This window comes from Sporolactobacillus kofuensis, assembly GCF_024125425.1.
Taxonomy (GTDB): Bacteria; Bacillota; Bacilli; order Bacillales; family Sporolactobacillaceae; genus Sporolactobacillus; species Sporolactobacillus kofuensis.
Window position 1 is genome coordinate 44587 of record NZ_JAMXWN010000016.1, and the last position, 16198, is coordinate 60784.

Annotated in this window: 18 protein-coding genes; 5 read left to right on the forward strand and 13 right to left on the reverse strand. The window is 43.2% G+C overall.

Annotated elements, in window-relative coordinates; genetic code table 11:
* Positions 1-176: 176 nt before the first annotated feature.
* From lepB (NIE32_RS12240) to NIE32_RS12270, 7 genes are all read right to left on the reverse strand, one after another.
* A complete protein-coding gene (gene lepB / locus NIE32_RS12240; RefSeq protein ID WP_253077179.1) occupies positions 177-746 on the reverse strand; it encodes a signal peptidase I in 570 nt (189 codons plus the stop codon).
* 217 nt (positions 747-963) lie between these two features.
* Positions 964-1212 (reverse strand): hypothetical protein, encoded by a 249-nt coding sequence (locus NIE32_RS12245; protein ID WP_253077180.1) that lies wholly within the window; start codon positions 1210-1212, stop codon positions 964-966.
* 266 nt (positions 1213-1478) lie between these two features.
* Positions 1479-2051, reverse strand: coding sequence for a signal peptidase I (gene lepB / locus NIE32_RS12250; RefSeq protein ID WP_253077181.1), 573 nt, complete (start codon positions 2049-2051; stop codon positions 1479-1481).
* A 110-nt stretch (positions 2052-2161) separates the two neighbouring features.
* The gene (locus NIE32_RS12255) at positions 2162-4057 is read right to left on the reverse strand and encodes a PrkA family serine protein kinase (protein WP_253077182.1); all 1896 of its coding nucleotides are present in this window, start codon (positions 4055-4057) and stop codon (positions 2162-2164) included.
* Between the two features lie 230 nt (positions 4058-4287).
* Positions 4288-4761 (reverse strand): tRNA (cytidine(34)-2'-O)-methyltransferase, encoded by a 474-nt coding sequence (locus NIE32_RS12260; RefSeq protein WP_253077183.1) that lies wholly within the window; start codon positions 4759-4761, stop codon positions 4288-4290.
* Positions 4762-5011: 250 nt separating this feature from the next.
* Positions 5012-5908: an amidase domain-containing protein gene (locus NIE32_RS12265; RefSeq protein WP_253077184.1), complete on the reverse strand. Its 897-nt coding sequence runs from the start codon at positions 5906-5908 to the stop codon at positions 5012-5014.
* 59 nt (positions 5909-5967) lie between these two features.
* A complete protein-coding gene (locus tag NIE32_RS12270) occupies positions 5968-6513 on the reverse strand; it encodes a methylated-DNA--[protein]-cysteine S-methyltransferase (RefSeq protein WP_253077185.1) in 546 nt (181 codons plus the stop codon).
* A gap of 176 nt (positions 6514-6689) precedes the next feature.
* Between NIE32_RS12270 and NIE32_RS12275 the strand changes: the two genes are divergently transcribed.
* Both NIE32_RS12275 and yvfG read left to right on the forward strand, forming a co-directional pair.
* On the forward strand, positions 6690-7358 hold the full coding sequence (locus tag NIE32_RS12275) for a B3/B4 domain-containing protein (RefSeq protein WP_253077186.1): 669 nt from the start codon (positions 6690-6692) through the stop codon (positions 7356-7358).
* A gap of 42 nt (positions 7359-7400) precedes the next feature.
* Positions 7401-7646, forward strand: a complete 246-nt coding sequence (gene yvfG, locus NIE32_RS12280; protein WP_253077187.1) for a protein YvfG — start codon at positions 7401-7403, stop codon at positions 7644-7646.
* 56 nt (positions 7647-7702) lie between these two features.
* Here yvfG and NIE32_RS12285 read toward each other — a convergent pair whose 3' ends face one another.
* Together NIE32_RS12285 and NIE32_RS12290 are read right to left on the reverse strand one after the other, a co-directional pair.
* Positions 7703-8629, reverse strand: a complete 927-nt coding sequence (locus tag NIE32_RS12285) for a thermonuclease family protein (protein WP_253077188.1) — start codon at positions 8627-8629, stop codon at positions 7703-7705.
* Between the two features lie 273 nt (positions 8630-8902).
* Positions 8903-9673, reverse strand: a complete 771-nt coding sequence (locus NIE32_RS12290) for a Crp/Fnr family transcriptional regulator (RefSeq protein ID WP_253077189.1) — start codon at positions 9671-9673, stop codon at positions 8903-8905.
* Positions 9674-9848: 175 nt separating this feature from the next.
* Between NIE32_RS12290 and NIE32_RS12295 the strand changes: the two genes are divergently transcribed.
* On the forward strand, positions 9849-10709 hold the full coding sequence (locus tag NIE32_RS12295; RefSeq protein ID WP_253077190.1) for a CvfB family protein: 861 nt from the start codon (positions 9849-9851) through the stop codon (positions 10707-10709).
* A gap of 123 nt (positions 10710-10832) precedes the next feature.
* On the opposite strand, the gene NIE32_RS12300 is transcribed toward NIE32_RS12295, so the two are convergent.
* The 4 genes from NIE32_RS12300 to rpsN all read right to left on the reverse strand — a co-directional run bounded on the left by NIE32_RS12300 (position 10833) and on the right by rpsN (position 13871).
* A complete protein-coding gene (locus NIE32_RS12300) occupies positions 10833-11651 on the reverse strand; it encodes a metal ABC transporter permease (protein WP_253077191.1) in 819 nt (272 codons plus the stop codon).
* Positions 11652-11719: 68 nt separating this feature from the next.
* Positions 11720-12493, reverse strand: a complete 774-nt coding sequence (locus NIE32_RS12305; protein ID WP_253077192.1) for a metal ABC transporter ATP-binding protein — start codon at positions 12491-12493, stop codon at positions 11720-11722.
* A gap of 26 nt (positions 12494-12519) precedes the next feature.
* Entirely contained in the window at positions 12520-13431 is a 912-nt protein-coding gene (locus NIE32_RS12310) for a metal ABC transporter solute-binding protein (protein WP_253077193.1), read from the reverse strand.
* A 170-nt stretch (positions 13432-13601) separates the two neighbouring features.
* Positions 13602-13871, reverse strand: coding sequence for a 30S ribosomal protein S14 (rpsN, locus tag NIE32_RS12315; protein WP_253077194.1), 270 nt, complete (start codon positions 13869-13871; stop codon positions 13602-13604).
* 292 nt (positions 13872-14163) lie between these two features.
* Between rpsN and NIE32_RS12320 the strand changes: the two genes are divergently transcribed.
* Both NIE32_RS12320 and NIE32_RS12325 read left to right on the forward strand, forming a co-directional pair.
* Positions 14164-14634, forward strand: a complete 471-nt coding sequence (locus tag NIE32_RS12320) for an RpiB/LacA/LacB family sugar-phosphate isomerase (RefSeq protein ID WP_253077195.1) — start codon at positions 14164-14166, stop codon at positions 14632-14634.
* Positions 14635-15018: 384 nt separating this feature from the next.
* Positions 15019-16014, forward strand: a complete 996-nt coding sequence (locus NIE32_RS12325) for an acyltransferase family protein (protein WP_253077196.1) — start codon at positions 15019-15021, stop codon at positions 16012-16014.
* Positions 16015-16198 lie beyond the last annotated feature (184 nt).

Sequence of the window (16198 nt, forward strand, 5' to 3'; positions counted from 1 at the left end):
CATACGCTTCATTCACTTAACTTGTGCTTTACATGACACTTCAGTTGCTCGCGATCAACAGGAATCTTGCACTTTCGTGGTGCGCCTAAATTTTGGTGAAGGGTTGCCGTTCATCCTAGTGACTAAGTCCAAAATTTTATACTTTTAAATATGACAAAAACGCCTGAGAAGGCGTTTTAATTACGATTAATGATTCCAAAATGATTTGACGGCCAGTACCGTAGATCTACTTTACCGACGACTTTCTTTTCGCTGATAAACCCAATCTGAGGGACACGGCTGTCGGTGCTATTTTGGCGGTTATCCCCCATAACCCAGAGCATCCCGTTCGGAACTCTTTCTTTTCCGGTTAACTCTTTTAATGTAAAATCCCAAGTCAATTGACCGGAAAGCATATGGCGCTTCTCTTCATTTAAAAACGGTTCTTTGATCGGTTTCCCATTAACATACAACTGATCATTCTTATAGCGAATCGAGTCGCCCGGAAGACCGATCACGCGTTTTACATAGTCATCCGTCTTGGTCGCATGGAAGATTACGACATCAAATCGTTTCGGCTGAGATAATTTATAATTAATTTTATTCACAATCAACCGGTCGCCATTATTTAGTGTAGGTTCCATCGATGGTCCATCAACAATGTAGTTGCCCAGTATAAACGTCCGAACAACAATAACGATCAGGATCGAAAGTGCAATCGCCCGGAACCAGGCAAATGTTTCGCTTCTCTTTTTCTTTTGACTCATGCGGCAACGACTCCCATAGTACATTCAGTAGATTATTCACGATCTCTAGATCTGATTATGCCTATCCGAGAACTCTTCACAAGGTGATGACGTATGAAACACACCCTGAATTCTTACGGATATTTGATATACGTATGATCCTTTACTCTTGTTACATGTTTCATATATAAGTAGCATTTCTTCATCAGCAGCACCCTTGCCACCCCTTACTTGTGCATTAGATAAGCGCATCATCAGGGGGTTCTTGATAATTAAGAAGTTCTTTCCACGTCATGCCGCGCCTGATACACTCGTTATAAACGGCGATCACTCCGCCCATTTCATGAACTCCCTGTGGGTAGCCGGTTGGTACCATCAGCCCTATTGGTTCCCCGCCTACCTTATCGTTATATTCTAGGTACGCTCTGCCTTCTGCGGTTTGTTCATAATGTTTTCTATCTTCCGGTGTTAGTCTAATCCTCACCATGAAGCATCACCCCTTATGGGTACTCATTATCATGATTAAGCACATAGTCTTGCAATTGACTGTATTGCATGAAAGTTTTCAAAGTTTTTGCGTATCAGTTCAGCTATCGTTTCTAACAGAATTGAACCTTCCGCAAAGAGAAGCAAGCTTAAGCTTAATCATGCCTGCTAGACACCCGTCTTCACTCTTTGGGGACCATACACTCAGCTTTTCCGACACGAATAAATGAAAAAGAGCGTCGACCGAGTACGACGCCCTTGAATTGATTATCTTGGCAAGGAAATGAGATGAAGTACTGTCCACTCATTAAATGGCCAGTAGCGAACCGCAACTTTGCCAACAACTGATTTTTCCTGAATAAAGCCAAAGTATCGGCTATCTTCACTATTTTGGCGGTTGTCACCCATGACCCATAATTCACCCTTAGGCACACGCAGCTGACCTGTTTTCGATTTTAGACTGAAATTTTCAGTGAGCTGCTCTCCCTTGGGCAGAGCGTTCTTGTATTCCTGCAAGTATGGCTCTGGAACAGCCTTTCCATTGACGTAGAGTTGGTCGTCCTTGTAAGAAATCGTGTCACCAGGCAAACCGATGATCCGTTTCACATAATCATCGGTTTTGGTCGCGTGAAAGACGATGATATCAAACCGATGCGGACTGGAAATCCTGTATCCAATCTTATTGACGATCAATCGATTACCGTCTTGTAATGTCGGCATCATTGATTCGCCGCGGACAATGTAGTTACTGAAAATAAAATGGCGGACGAGTAGAGCGATCAATGCAGCAATTGCAATTGCTCTGATCCAACTCCAAAATTCTCTCTTCGTTTTACTCATGGATGGATTAAATGCCCCTTCTTCAAGAGGGTGTGTTCGAAAGACTGGGAATCGAACTGGCCCTTTATTTGCCTGCCAATACCAATCCCCACAACAGTTGACCTCAGCGATCAGCGATTGAGCAAGCTTCCTACATATCTTAATAATTCGTTTGCCGATGTCGTATTATAACCGTATTCATCAACAAGTCTGGCAATAACTTCATTAATTCTTTTGAGCTGATTCTCGTCCGGGGTCTTGCTCGATGTCGTGATTTTAACTACATCTTTCAAATCAGCGAACAATTTCTTCTGAATCGCCTCTTTCAAGCGCTCATGAGATTGATAATTAAATCGTTTTCCTTTCCTTGCATAGGCTGAAATACGAATTAAGATCTCTTCTCTGAATGCTTTTTTGGCATTTTCCGAGATACCGATTTGTTCCTCAATCGAACGCATTAGCTTTTCATCAGGATCAATTTCATCTCCAGTAATCGGATCAAAAATTTTACTGCTGTTGCAATACGCTTCTACGTTATCCAGATAGTTATCCATTAATGTCTTCGCCGATTCCTCAAAAGAATAGACAAACGCCTTCTGGACCTCACTCTTTGCCATTTCATCATACTCACGTCGCGCAAGCGCAATGAACTCTGAGAAATGGGTACGGTCTTCGTCCGTGATCGACGGATGCTGATCAAGTCCTTCTTTTATTGAGCGCAGAATATCCAGGGCATTGATTGACGGAATTCCCTTCTTAATAATTGCCGAAGAAATTCGGTTAATGACGTAGCGCGGGTCAATGCCGCTCATCCCTTCATCGGAGAACTCATACTTCAGTTCTTTAATGTCCGCCTCATTGAACCCTTCAACAATTTCTCCGTCATACAAGCGCATTTTCTTAAGTAGATCAATGCCTCTGCTCTTCGATTCTTTTAAGCGGGTCAGAATTGAAAAGACAGCTGCCGTTCTCAATGCGTGTGGCGCAATATGGACATTAGCAACATCGCTCTCAGAGATCAGTTTTTCATAGATCTTCTCTTCTTCACTCACTCTGAGGTTATAAGGAACAGGCATGACAATCATACGTGAATGAAGGGCTTCATTCTTTTTATTGCTGATAAACGTTCGATACTCGGTTTCATTAGTATGAGCGACAATCAATTCATCCGCAGAAATCAGTGCAAACCGTCCTGCCTTAAAATTGCCTTCCTGTGTGAGCGAGAGCAAATGCCAAAGAAATTTCTCATCGCACTTGAGCATTTCTTGAAATTCCATCAATCCACGGTTTGCCTTATTCAATTCCCCATCGAAACGATACGCGCGTGGATCTGATTCTGAACCATATTCAGCGATGGTTGAAAAATCAATACTCCCTGTCAAATCGGCAATATCTTGCGATTTCGGATCAGAAGGGCTGAACGTGCCGATACCCACGCGTTTATCTTCGGACAGAAAGATCCGTTCGACCGGTACGTCTTCGATTTTTCCACCATACTCTTTTTCAAGGCGCATCGCATTCAGTGGTGAAAGATTCCCTTCGATTCGGATACCCGTCTCCTTGAAGAAGTCTTCGCGAAGATGTGGCGGGATCAGATGCAGCGGGTCTTCATGCATCGGGCAATCTTTAATGGCGTAGATTGCCCCTTCATCCGTCCATGAATATCTTTCAAGTCCCCGCTTAAGCATGGTAACAAGTGTCGATTTTCCACCGCTTACCGGACCCATCAGGAGCAAAATGCGCTTTTTCACATCTAATCTTCTGGCTGCCGGATGAAAATATTCCTCGACCAATCGTTCGATCGCTTCATCTAAGCCAAAGATCTGACCGTCAAAGAAATGATAATGCTTGTGCCCATCCTTCTCGGTGACACCAGCAGAAATGATCATCTGATAGACGCGCGAGTGTGCGGATTGTTCAATCATCGGATTCTTCTTCACGAGTTCCAAGTAGTCTGCAAACGTACCGTCCCACTTCAACTGTTCTTCATAGTCGCGGAATTGTTTGAGTTTATCAAGAAAGTTCATTGTATCCCCCCCAGAAAAGAATCACCTAAGATTCACTCATGTACTTAAGTGTATGCAGGCAGTTGCTAATCTTTCATGGAAACTAGGGACGGATACAGAATGTCCTTAATGATTTGATAGGTAAACCGATCAATTCAACAATAAAACCGGGAAGATGCCTATAAAAAATAATTTGTTTGCGCGTCACGCACAGATCATCATCTAAAATCTATATGAGAAAAGATGCGCCCTCAAGATAAACCTGGGAAACGCTGCTGACGCAACGCTTCATAGATGATAATCGCCGCCGAATTCGATAAGTTGAGTGATCGAATCGCACCGGTCATGGGAAGGCGCACACAACGGTTCTGGTATTGGCTGATAAATTCCTTTGGCAATCCAGTTGTTTCGCGGCCGAAAAAGAAAAAGTATTCTTTACTCGGATCACTATAATCAAAATCATCATAGGGACGGCTACCATCAGTCTCAACAAGATAATAGTCACCCTCCGGATGCTTCGAGAAAAAATCATCAAGCGAGTCATAATAATGAAGGTCTACAGAAGACCAATAATCCAGCCCCGCCCGTTTCAAATGCTTATCATCTGTTGAAAATCCAAGTGGACGAATAAGATGAAGACCACTATGTGTGCCGGCACAAGTCCGAGCAATGTTTCCTGTATTTGGTGGAATAAGGGGTTGATAGAGAACAACGTGATTACCCATATGTGACAAACACTCCTAAGTTCTGTTCAATTTCCGTGGTCTTTATTCAAAATAATAACTAGGTATCGCTATTTGCGTGGTTTGACTATCGTTTCGCGCGCTTTATTTTTTCGCAAATGTGGATTTTCAAGCATAATCCAAGCCATCCGCTAAAATTTTATCGCATAAAAAAAGGCCGGAGTGGCCAACTGCATAAATAATAAACACAGTGAAAACCGAACTAATTATAGCACAACCACACGCACTAAAATCATAGTTCATCTTGGATATGGAAAAATTTGTACTTAATCTGTTTCGTATAAGCCGGCGAATCTGTATATGCCCAGGAACGATGGCGTGCATCATAGGTATGCGCATTAACCAAAGGAAAACCTGCAGGATCCATAGCAGTCACAATCGTGTTATGGTTCCAATGCCCGTCCCCCTCGAAATCGTAACAGATCACATCTCCAGGCACGAGTTGATCGGCACTGCTTTTCTCGAGTGCACCAATAACGCTTTTATCTCGGCTCAAATACCAGCGCAGACTGTTCGCAACTGTCCAGCTGAAGCTCCAATTGGTTTGCTGCTGCCACCAGCCTCTACTGCGTATCGGCTCGCCCCACATCTGAATACCGCCGGCATGAAGGCATTGAGAGATAAAATTAGTGCAATCATCAAGTACCATCGGATACTGTGGATTTCTGCGATTCCACCAGAGATCGGCATAGCGAACCGCTTTAAGACGGTCATACTTACGTGATCGGCTGCTCAGCGGTGGCTCATATGCCGTTTCACGACTGCTAATTATTTCGTGATCAGTACCTAATGGGATAAGCTGGTCAGCGACTAGACGATTTTCTCGAATGACAGCCCGACGTAGTTCATTTCTTTCTTCCAGATAGAAATCATCTTTTAACTTAATTAACCATTGGCTATGCAGCGTGTAATCAAGAATGAGATCTTCACGCTTGGTTTCAAGCGCTGTTTTTTCGGCACGAACAAGAACATGTTCGATCTCTGCCCCCTGCTCCTGCAGTGCTTGTTTCTTATTCCCTACACATCTTTGTTCCTCATCTTTTATTGGAAGCTGATGCATTTCTTTGTCGTCAACCCAGCAATCACCCAACATTTCTAAATGTTTCTGAAAGGCCTCTGTCCAATCCAATTGAATTCCCCGCTTTGTATGGTATCGTTACAGCCTACGCGAGGTCATTCCAGAATATGTTATCCATTTATAATTGTTTGAATTTCCTGTCCGTTCGTTTCAAGTTCCAATAATGCCTTTTTTACACTGATCCCTCCACCATAGCCGATCAATGCTCCATTGGAACCGATCACACGGTGGCAAGGGACAACAATTGGGATCGGATTACGGTTATTTGCCATGCCAATTGCTCGGACACCTTTCGGATTCTGAACGGCTTTGGCTATGTCTTTATAGGATCTTGTTTCGCCATAGGGAATGTCTGCAAGTGCGGTCCAGACCTTCTGCTGAAAATCTGTACCTTTCATCAGAAGTTTGAGTGAAAAAGAGGTACGTGAACCTGAAAAATACTCCCGTAATTGCTTCGCCGTTTCCGCACACTGCACCTCATCCATCTTCAGAAGCACAGGAAAATCATATTTTTCCGCCCAGCGCAATAACTGCTCTTTATTGTCAGCCAATGAACCGAAATCAAGATGGCATAATTGTCCTTCATAGACCGTGAGCGTCAGTTTACCGATCACCGTTTCGATTTCATCAACTGCAAGATAGTCTTGTCTGTTCATCGCTATACTCCTCTACTCACAATTTTTTCATACGATCATCTTAGGAACAACCGAGTAACATCCTCTTACACTCATTTTAACAAAACCATACGTACAAATGATCGACTTTTTCAAGAAATTCCGATCATTTGTGATACACTAGCTGTAGATCGATCTTTTCAATCAGGAGGTTCGCCATGCTTGAAATTTCCATTTCTTCTTCCTTGAAAGATGCAGTGAACGATTTTAAAATTGGTGTCATCCATTATCAAAACATCGTCGTTGACACGCTACCTCCGCTTATTGGTGATCGCTTGCCACTCTATTATGAAACTATTCAGCTGTCTTTGCAGGAGCATCCGGTCAGTGAAGTACCTGGTGTTGCAGAGTGGCGATCTATTTTTAAGAAAGTCGGCACAGATCCATCACGCTATCGTCCATCGCAAGAGGCACTATTGCGTAAGATCAAAAAGGATGGTGTCCCGCATTTCGTCCATTCTGCCGTTGATCTGATTAATTTCTTCAGTGTTCAGCATGGCATTCCAATGGGGATTTACGATTTGGATCATCTCTCCGAACCCATTCAGATTACCATTGGATCAGATCAGGACAGCTATCCGGGATTAAATGGCCGCGTGATGCATCTATCTGGAAAAATCGTTTCTGTGGATCGTACCGGCGCATTCGGCAGCCCGATCGTCGATTCAAAGCGTACGTGCGTAACCGAACAAACAACGAATGCATTGCAAATCGTCTACATCCGTCCTTCCATGGAACTGGAAGAAGCCAAGCAGTTGATTCAAAAAATGGCGGAAATGTTCACGCAAGTCCATGGTGGAAATCATGAATGGAAATTAATGAACTAGAATACATTTATTTGTAGAGAAATTTCGATTAGGGGGAGAAAAATGAATTCTGACCTGTTCAGCATTGATTACTTCAAAGAGGCCTTGCACCTGCAGATCAAAAAAAATAATGGTGTTCAAACGCCTGTGCAGACCATGAATAGTTATTACCATACCGTGATTTCAGCGATCATTCAGGATCGAATCAATAAGAACTTTGAATTGATACGACGAATCCGCAATCTTGATAGTGCGTATAAATCGGTAAAAGAAGAAATTTCCGAACACCAAAACATCCCTCAACAATAACCAAGAGACGCAAACAGCGCAGTGAGTACTCACTGCGCTGTTTCTATAACCGTTCTTTATTGAGCTGCCCGGAATCCGGCTTTCGTTGCTGCACTGCGCGTCTGAAAACAAATCTCCGCTTTCGTCACCTTGTAATAACGATCTGAGGGCATATGATATATTTTTCCGCGTTCAGAAATATTTCCTTTTATCGAACCCTTACAGTTTCCATTTTGATCGGGTGAAAATTGCCCTGGACCCCGAGCAGCAGATGCGCTGCCTGTCGTCTGACTCTGACTACGCCCATGCTTCGTCTCTTCATAGGCCTGAGTCCCTTTCATGACTTCCGGATGGTAACCATTGGCTTGAGCATACCCAGCGACAGACCAGATGCCCCATTTCTTCTCTCGCGCCTGCTGTTCAACCGCCCGATACTGATCCAAGTACTTTGTATTCGGCGGAAATATATAAGCAACCCGTGCAAGCCCACGCGCAAGCTGTAACTCCTCAAACGATTTTCCATCGATAAACACATACGCAAGCAGCCGCCCGTATTTATCATGTCCACCATTCTTCGCAAGTTCAAGTGTCACCGTCTTCCCATCCAACAATTGATGAGCATACGCACTTGCCTCAGGTCCATAGGGCTGCACGCCAAGCCGAGGATGGTGGGTTTCCGGTGTATCAATCAAGAGGACGCGTACCGTTGTCACCTTCTGCTGATACAGCACCTGAAATGTATCACCATCAACAACCTTAACGATCTTTGCGCGTACACCTTGTGCAGGTGTCTGATTCGATTTTACTGATACGGCTGTTCCACTGCTCGCCACCGATGCATCTGCTGAACGAGACTCCACTGAACTGGAGTCTGTTGACTGTGATGCCGTTTGTGTTGTGCTTGTGCTGTCAGTAGTTCCTCCATCTGCTAAGGGCTCGCAGCCCACGAGTAGCAGTACGGAGCATAGGATAAATAGCCCTTGAACAATCTTGTTTTTAATCATTTCTTCCCCCGCTCACTTCTTTTCCTTCCGGACAGTAAAAGCGACCACACCTGTCAATGGGTCGCTTCGTAGAAACCTGGCGTAGCCAAGTCCTGAATTCTATTATACTAAATTCAAACTTTCTTTGTTACCTAGTGATGCGCACAGTATCGAGTAACTTTTTCTCGGTTGGAGCTTTCGATGCTCGCTTCTCGTGGGCGATCCGTGAGCCTCCTCGGTCAACCATGCTATCTGCCGGGTCTCACTTGGCTCGCGCTCCCACAGTCAACTGCATTATAATCGGCAAATGTTCAGTGGACAACGATCCTCGCAATGACAAATTTCTTTAATATACTTCAAGTCTTTGATCACAATCGACCCATGATAATAGTCGATGGCGCCATCATTCTTCCACGATTGCAACATGCGATTCACCGTTTCACGTGTCGAGCCAATTAATTGAGCCAGATCGGAATTTGTTAAACTAATCGTATAGTGAATGCCATCCTCTTCCGTTTTGCTGTATCCATGAAGCATGCGAAGTAGCGTTGATGCGAGTGCTCCATTCTTACCATAGAAAAGCAAATCACGCATTTTGACTTGAGTGAATTGCCCCATCATGCCAATCCATTTCATGAATTCAAAGGATAGACTTGAATTCGTAAGTAGTTGCGGCTCAAGATCCTTCTCTGAAATCAAGCCGATCGTACACTCTGTTACTGCAGTTGCTGTATAAGCACACTCCATGCTCCCCAAACAACTGATCTCACCAAATAAGTCCCCGTCCATGAAATAGTGAAGCACGAGATCTCTTCCATCGTAAGCCGATTTGAATACTTTCACACGACCGCTAATCACAAAGAAAAGCTTGTCGGAATGATCGCCTTCCCAAAAAATATTCGAACCTTTTTTGAAAGTCGTCTCAGTCATCATCGATTTCAGCGTCTGCAAACTCTGTCGTGAAAACATGCATGTATTGTTCAATCCGTCCTGTTTCAAGCAAGCGACTTCTTCCATAGCATTCACGCCCTTATCATTCAATAACCCTTTTCTTTCATTATACAAGAGGAATCCTTAATTTTTTCTCGAAAGTGTGACGAAAATCATACACCTGAGCCAATCGGATTTGCGTTGATGGTAAAATTTCGTTTCTCGTTTGAATCGAGCAAGAAACGGTCATGTTATAATAGGAACAGTACGTTGCATGAACGACGATGAACGTTAGAAAGAAGGAAATCATTTGGCAGAGCTTATCGCCGGAACAGTTGCCGAACTTGAAGTTTCACATAAGGCACCTTTCGGCTATTTTCTTACCGATGGCAATCAAGAAGTGTTGCTGCACGACAATGATGTGACCGGCAAACTTACTGAGAAGGAAAAGGCGACCGTATTTCTTTATCAAGATCATCAGGGCAGACTTGCGGCAACGATGACCATTCCTGAAATTACGATGAGCACTTTTGGCTGGGCAACCGCCGTCACATTAAGGAAGAAATATGGGGTTTTCGTCGACATTGGGATCAGTAAAGATATTTTACTCTCAAAAGATGATCTCCCTGATGAATGGTTCTACTGGCCACAGCCTGGAGACAAGATCTACTGCAGCCTGAAGTTTGACAAAAAGCAGCGGTTATTCGCCAGACTAGCTGACGAGACGGTAATCAATACATTGTCCGTACCGGCACCTGCTGAATTACGGAATAAAAATGTTCAGGCAAAAGTTTATCGCCTGCTCCTAAACGGTGCGCATGTTCTGACCGACGAAGGGTACATTGGATTCATCCATCAATCCGAAACAACCGATCGTCTGCGTGTCGGAGAAGCAGTGGAATGTCGCGTTATTGCTGTTAAGGAAAATGGAACGTTGAATCTTTCCATGCGTCCAAGAAGCTACGAGACAATTGATCAGAATGTGGACAAGATTGTGTCCTACATGGAAAGTCGCGACGGCGCCATGCCTTATTGGGACAAGAGCCTACCCGAAGATATCAAACAGCGCTTTGACATCAGCAAAGGCGACTTTAAGAAAGCACTCGGTCAATTAATGAAAGAAGGAAAACTCGATCAGAAAGACGGATGGAGTTATTTGAAACAAGAGTGAATTGTAGGAGAAAATTGAGGTTGTCTCATCATCGAAACCGATGGATGACACAGCCTCTTTTTCAATAAAAAAACGTGAAGAGAAAAGATCAACCTTTTCTCTCCACGCATTCATGATTCGTTTTCAACTTCTTGTGACCGCTGTGCGCCTGCGCTCCATAAGGCGATGATAGATCATCCCGATAAAGTAGACGATCGATACAAAGCATACGATGAAGAAGCTGACGGGGGCATTCGTATAATACCCGACCGTTAAGCCGAACCAGACACCGAGTACAGCAATCACTACAGAGAGCAGAATCATGATAAAAATCGACTGTGTATAGAAACGAGCAGCAGCAGCCGGTATCGTCATGAGTGCGAATACGAGCAACGCGCCGACAATTTGTACGGTGACACTCACTGCAATGGCCATGAGTAGGAGAAAGCCAATCGAAATCCAGCGAATCGGCAACCCGGCCGCTTGCGCGCCTAACTGGTCAAAGGAATCGAATTTAAGCCATCGATACCCAATCGCCAGTGCGAGAAGAACAACGATAGTGAGTATAATGATCTGTCCGACATCCTGTAAGTCGATGCCGACAACGCTACCAAACAAAATGGTCTTGGTAAAAGTCGCCTGGACATTCGATAGGGACAGAAAAAGAATACCTAGACCGAGGGCAAGGCTGAGAATCACACTCACAGAAGCATCCCGCCGAAACATGCGAACACCGAGTTGCCCAACCCCTAACGCGCCAAGAAGTGTAAAGAGTAATAATCCAAGGAGCGGATCAATGCCGGCAAATACAGCGAAAGAGGCACCTGCGAAACCGATATGTGAAAATGTATGCGCGATAAAAGAAAGATTTCTTCCTATGATAAAAACACCAATCGCACCGCACATAATGGCGATCAACGTTCCAGCGATAAACGCATGCTGCATGAAATCGTATTGAAACATTCGAATGGAAACCTCCAGGCTGCAAAATGACCGGTTGATCGATCATTAGTTCTCGTTTAATTACTTTTTTACTTTACCGTTTCACTGAATTGAGCATGAATCATAGGATCAACCGAGATGGTAGATTCATGATCCATTGACAGTTCGGAATGATAATAATAGTGCAACGTTTCCGGCTGATCCAAAACCTCTGTACTCTCAGCAATCTCGTAGCGTCCGGGTGCAATCAGTAATAACCGATCGGCATACTCTTTAACAAGGTGCAGATCATGGCTAATAAAGATGACCGCAACATGCCATTCTCGTGCAACTTTTTTCACAAGCTTCATCATTTCTTCTTGCGCTGCAGGATCTAGGTTTGCTGTTGATTCGTCTAAAAGCAATAAATCCGGATAACGGACAAGTGCTTGTGCGAGAAAAGCGCGCTGCCTTTCTCCACCGGACAGCTTTCCAATCGATTTCTTTGCAAAACGCAGTGTATCTGTAAATTCCATGATCTCTTTCAAGGATTTTCTTTCCTTCTTCGAAAGCCATGGCAATAATCCTGAAGACTGACCAAGAGAAATAAAGTCTTTTGTTTCGATTGGTGTCTCATCATCAATGACGCGCGATTGTGGCACATAACCAATAACCGCTTTTTTCTGATCACTTTCAATCTGTACCGAACCAGATTGGGGCTTTAATAAGCCCAAAATACATTTCAACAAGGTGGATTTTCCCGCCCCGTTTGGACCAATAACGGCAAAGAGTTCGCCCGCAGACACATCGAGAGACAGATCTTGAAGCACGTCTTGGCCGTTAAAACTGACTTGTAAATGATCCACACGAACGTTCTTCAGCATCAAAAATCCCCCCTTGCTTCTTATCATTACTTGTTTTGCGCTTTATTTATCTGAGCTAATTGATCAAGCATCCACGATTTATAATTCTTACCGGCAGGCAGTGTCTCCGTCACTTTAATGACCGGAACGCTGTGCTTATTTGCAAGACTAACCATTTTTTCAACCGTTGGACTCATCTCTTGAGTATTCGTAACGAAGAAGGCAATCTTTTTCTTCTTAATGTCTTGCTGCATTTGCGCGATATCCTTTGGCGAAGGATCGGATTCTTCTTCGACCGCTTGTTCAAAGTGATTATTCGCAACTTTATAGCCGAGCGCTTCAAGCATGTAATCAAACACAGGCTCGGAAACGTCAACTAATTTATTATCCGATCTTTTTCTTAGTTTTGCAACTTCTTCATTAATAGGTTTCAAGGTTGTGATGAACGTTGCGGCATTTTCTTTATATTGATCTGCATGGGCGGAATCAATTTTGGCAAGTTGATCAGCGAGATGATGAGCAAGTGCAGGCAATGTTTCTGGTTGATACCAAAGATGTTCGTTGTCACCATTCTTCTTGTTCATCACGTCTTCACCAACACGAATCACCTGATTATCTTTCTTGTTGGATACAAGTCTTCCCATCCAATCATCATAACCAATACCATTGTAGATCACTAGATTTGCACGACTTACTACCCGAGCGGTCTGAGGTGTTGCTTCGAAATCATGCGGATCCATGTTCGGTTTATTCAGGATCGATGTCACCGTCACATGGTTTCCTCCGACTGCTTTGGCGACTTCTCCATAGAAATCTTCAGCAGATACAATACTTATTTTCTTTGACTCTGAATTATTGCCGTTCGATGCAGACTTGCTTCCGCAGCCTGAAAGAATACCGGCGAGTAAAATCAATACGCTCATAAAAAGCGTTACCTTCAGTGAACGTCGTTTTATCACGATAGTAGTAACCTCCACAAACTGATATGTATGGTAAAACGCAACAATTACGATTTGATCACAAAACTAAATAGTAACCATTGCGTTTTATTCTGTCAAGCATTGCTTCTCGCATTTTATGTTCTCAATAAGTTCGAACACTCATTACTATTTTTCGATTATCTTCATTATTACCAACTTGCTTTTTTCACACCAGGGATTTGGCCTTTGTAGGCATACTCACGAAAAGCAATTCGCGACATGTTAAACTTTCGCATATAGCCATGAGGGCGACCGGTTAACGGACAACGATGATGCAAGCGCGTTGGCGATGCATCACGTGGCAGTTGGGCAAGCGCGATATAATCCTTTTTTTCTTTAAGCTCGCGTCTGAGTTCCGCATACTTAGCAACAAGCGCTTCACGCTTCAGTTCTTTAACCACTTTAGATTTTTTTGCCATAACTGTATCCTTTCTTTTTTTATTTGCTTTGTTAAAATCTGCTGTTGTTATTCTTTTTTTATTGCCATGCATCTTACACATTGCCTTTGGTCAGAAAAACAATAGTAACTGTTAACAAAGTTATTTTATCAAATCGTAACCATTTCGATTTACAATAACTATTAAAACACTATTCTTCCATCAGTGCAAGCAATCCGTGTAAGAATAGAGTGGATTGGTGACACACATTGATGAAAGAGCGCAGAATATCTATACTATACTAAGTATGAGACACAAGATGGAGGAATGCAGATTGAAGATTGCAATGGCAAGTGATCATGCAGGCTATGAATTAAAAGGTGAAATTAAGGCTTGGCTCGAAAGTGAAGGACATGAAGTCATTGATTTTGGAACAGATAGCAAAGAATCCTGTGATTTATCTGATTATGTATACCCAGCTTCTCTCGCTGTCGCAAAAGGTGAAGCCGATCGAGGCATTTTTGTTGATGGTGTCGGCTATGGGAGTGCATTAATTGCGAACCGTATCTACGGATTGAACGCAGCAGTTTGTCAGGATCCTTTCTGTGCCAAACTGGCGCGGCAACATACGGATAGCAATGTACTGTGCATCGGTGGAAAGATTATCGGTTCAGGCATAGCACTTGAAATCGTTAATGTTTGGATGCATACCGATGTGCTCAGCGGAATCGAAAAATATACGAATCGAATTAAAAAGGTTCAAGCAATTTCAGAGAAACATCTAAAAAAACTTTCTGAGATCTAAACCGCTAAATGAAACGTCATGAACATGCAACAGCCTCTTTTTTTAGAGGCTGTTTTTTTTATATATAGGCTTAGTTAAAAAATCGGCTGTTGTCTTTTTATTGTTTATTGCGATGTGCTGGCTTGCTGCGGGCGTCTCTCGCATTGTATGAAAACTAGTGATTCATACAATTTTAAGAATGCCCTGCCAAAATAGTTTACATAGAAAGGTTTATCCGCCGCATTAAACCTGAAAGTAAAAAAACAACGCGGTCTCAGACTGAACCAATGATTACATTATTACATCCTTTTTTCAAACTTAAGAACTCTGTATGACAATGCTAATCTCTGATTGAAAGGAAACGAAACTCCTATGATAACTAGTGAAAAAGGAGAGGAGAAAATCATGCCCAAGGTCAGAAACAGCTACTTTGACAACGCCAAGTTCTTCTTGATTTTGCTTGTCGTGTTTGGACATAGTCTCACTAATCTTAAGTCTGATTCGCCGGTCATCAATTCACTGTACACGTTTATTTTTATTTTCCATATGCCTGCCTTCATTCTTATTTCCGGTTTTTTCTCAAAACGTTTTAATAAGCAAGGCTACGTGAAAAATGTATTAAAGAATACACTTATTCCTTATCTCATCTTCCAGACAATCTACTCTATTTTTTATTATGCTACTGGTTACGACAAAAGATTGACACTTGATCTTATCGACCCACATTGGACCCTTTGGTTCTTGATTAGCATCCTCTGTTGGAAATTGATGATCATTCCGTTCGCCAAACTTGGCAAATGGGGTTTCCCTATCGCGGTCATGCTTGGGATCTGTGCCGGATATTTCGATATGATTGGCACGGACTACAGTGCATCACGCACGCTCGCTTTCTTCCCTTTCTTCTATCTTGGTTACTTACTCAAGAAGGAGTATTTCATGAATGTGCTCACACGTGTGCCTGTGAAAATCGCCGGATTAGCAGTCCTTGCTGGGGTATATCTTGCTTGCCGCTATCTCTTTCCGAATGACCTGCAGGATTGGGTCCTTCATGACTCCTCATACCATGCGTTCGGTTTATCGAGAACAGAAGGAAGCTTCGTTAGACTCGGAGTCTATTGTGTCACCTTGCTCACCATTTTTGCGTTCATGTCTTTAATTCCAAAAAGAAAATGCATCGTTACCGGACTTGGCAAAAATACGCTCTACATTTACCTTCTCCATGGCTTTTTCATTAAAACCTTGGTACTTTTCCCAATCTATGATCAGATTCAGAATCTTTACCAATACACATTCTTGTTCGCCGGATCCCTTGCACTTTGCTATTTACTTGCGAGTCGTCCGGTGCGATTATGTACCAAACCAATTATTGAAATGAAAATGCCGCATCTGCAACAGCAGTGAAAAACAATGTAAGAAGATGCTAGACCAAAAAGGGATCACTAACTATGCTGCGCTACGGTTGCTCGCTTTTCGCGGACAATCCAGGAGCCTCTTCGGCTGAACCAGTAAGGCTTGTGGGGTCTCCTCCAGCTCGCTCCCTGTGCGCTTAGTTCAAAACTTACCCTATAAAGAGGGTTTCTCAAAG

Excerpts from the sequence above, each read along its gene's own strand:
- NIE32_RS12325 (WP_253077196.1), top strand. The coding sequence starts at position 15,019 with ATGCCCAAGGTCAGAAACAGCTACTTTGACAACGCCAAGTTCTTCTTG.
- NIE32_RS12275 (WP_253077186.1), top strand. The coding sequence starts at position 6,690 with ATGCTTGAAATTTCCATTTCTTCTTCCTTGAAAGATGCAGTGAACGAT.
- lepB (WP_253077179.1), bottom strand. The coding sequence starts at position 746 with ATGAGTCAAAAGAAAAAGAGAAGCGAAACATTTGCCTGGTTCCGGGCG.
- rpsN (WP_253077194.1), bottom strand. The coding sequence starts at position 13,871 with ATGGCAAAAAAATCTAAAGTGGTTAAAGAACTGAAGCGTGAAGCGCTT.
- NIE32_RS12260 (WP_253077183.1), bottom strand. The coding sequence starts at position 4,761 with ATGGGTAATCACGTTGTTCTCTATCAACCCCTTATTCCACCAAATACA.
- lepB (WP_253077181.1), bottom strand. The coding sequence starts at position 2,051 with ATGAGTAAAACGAAGAGAGAATTTTGGAGTTGGATCAGAGCAATTGCA.
- NIE32_RS12245 (WP_253077180.1), bottom strand. The coding sequence starts at position 1,212 with ATGGTGAGGATTAGACTAACACCGGAAGATAGAAAACATTATGAACAA.
- NIE32_RS12300 (WP_253077191.1), bottom strand. The coding sequence starts at position 11,651 with ATGTTTCAATACGATTTCATGCAGCATGCGTTTATCGCTGGAACGTTG.
- NIE32_RS12255 (WP_253077182.1), bottom strand. The coding sequence starts at position 4,057 with ATGAACTTTCTTGATAAACTCAAACAATTCCGCGACTATGAAGAACAG.
- yvfG (WP_253077187.1), top strand. The coding sequence starts at position 7,401 with ATGAATTCTGACCTGTTCAGCATTGATTACTTCAAAGAGGCCTTGCAC.
- NIE32_RS12305 (WP_253077192.1), bottom strand. The coding sequence starts at position 12,493 with ATGCTGAAGAACGTTCGTGTGGATCATTTACAAGTCAGTTTTAACGGC.
- NIE32_RS12270 (WP_253077185.1), bottom strand. The coding sequence starts at position 6,513 with ATGAACAGACAAGACTATCTTGCAGTTGATGAAATCGAAACGGTGATC.
- NIE32_RS12285 (WP_253077188.1), bottom strand. The coding sequence starts at position 8,629 with ATGATTAAAAACAAGATTGTTCAAGGGCTATTTATCCTATGCTCCGTA.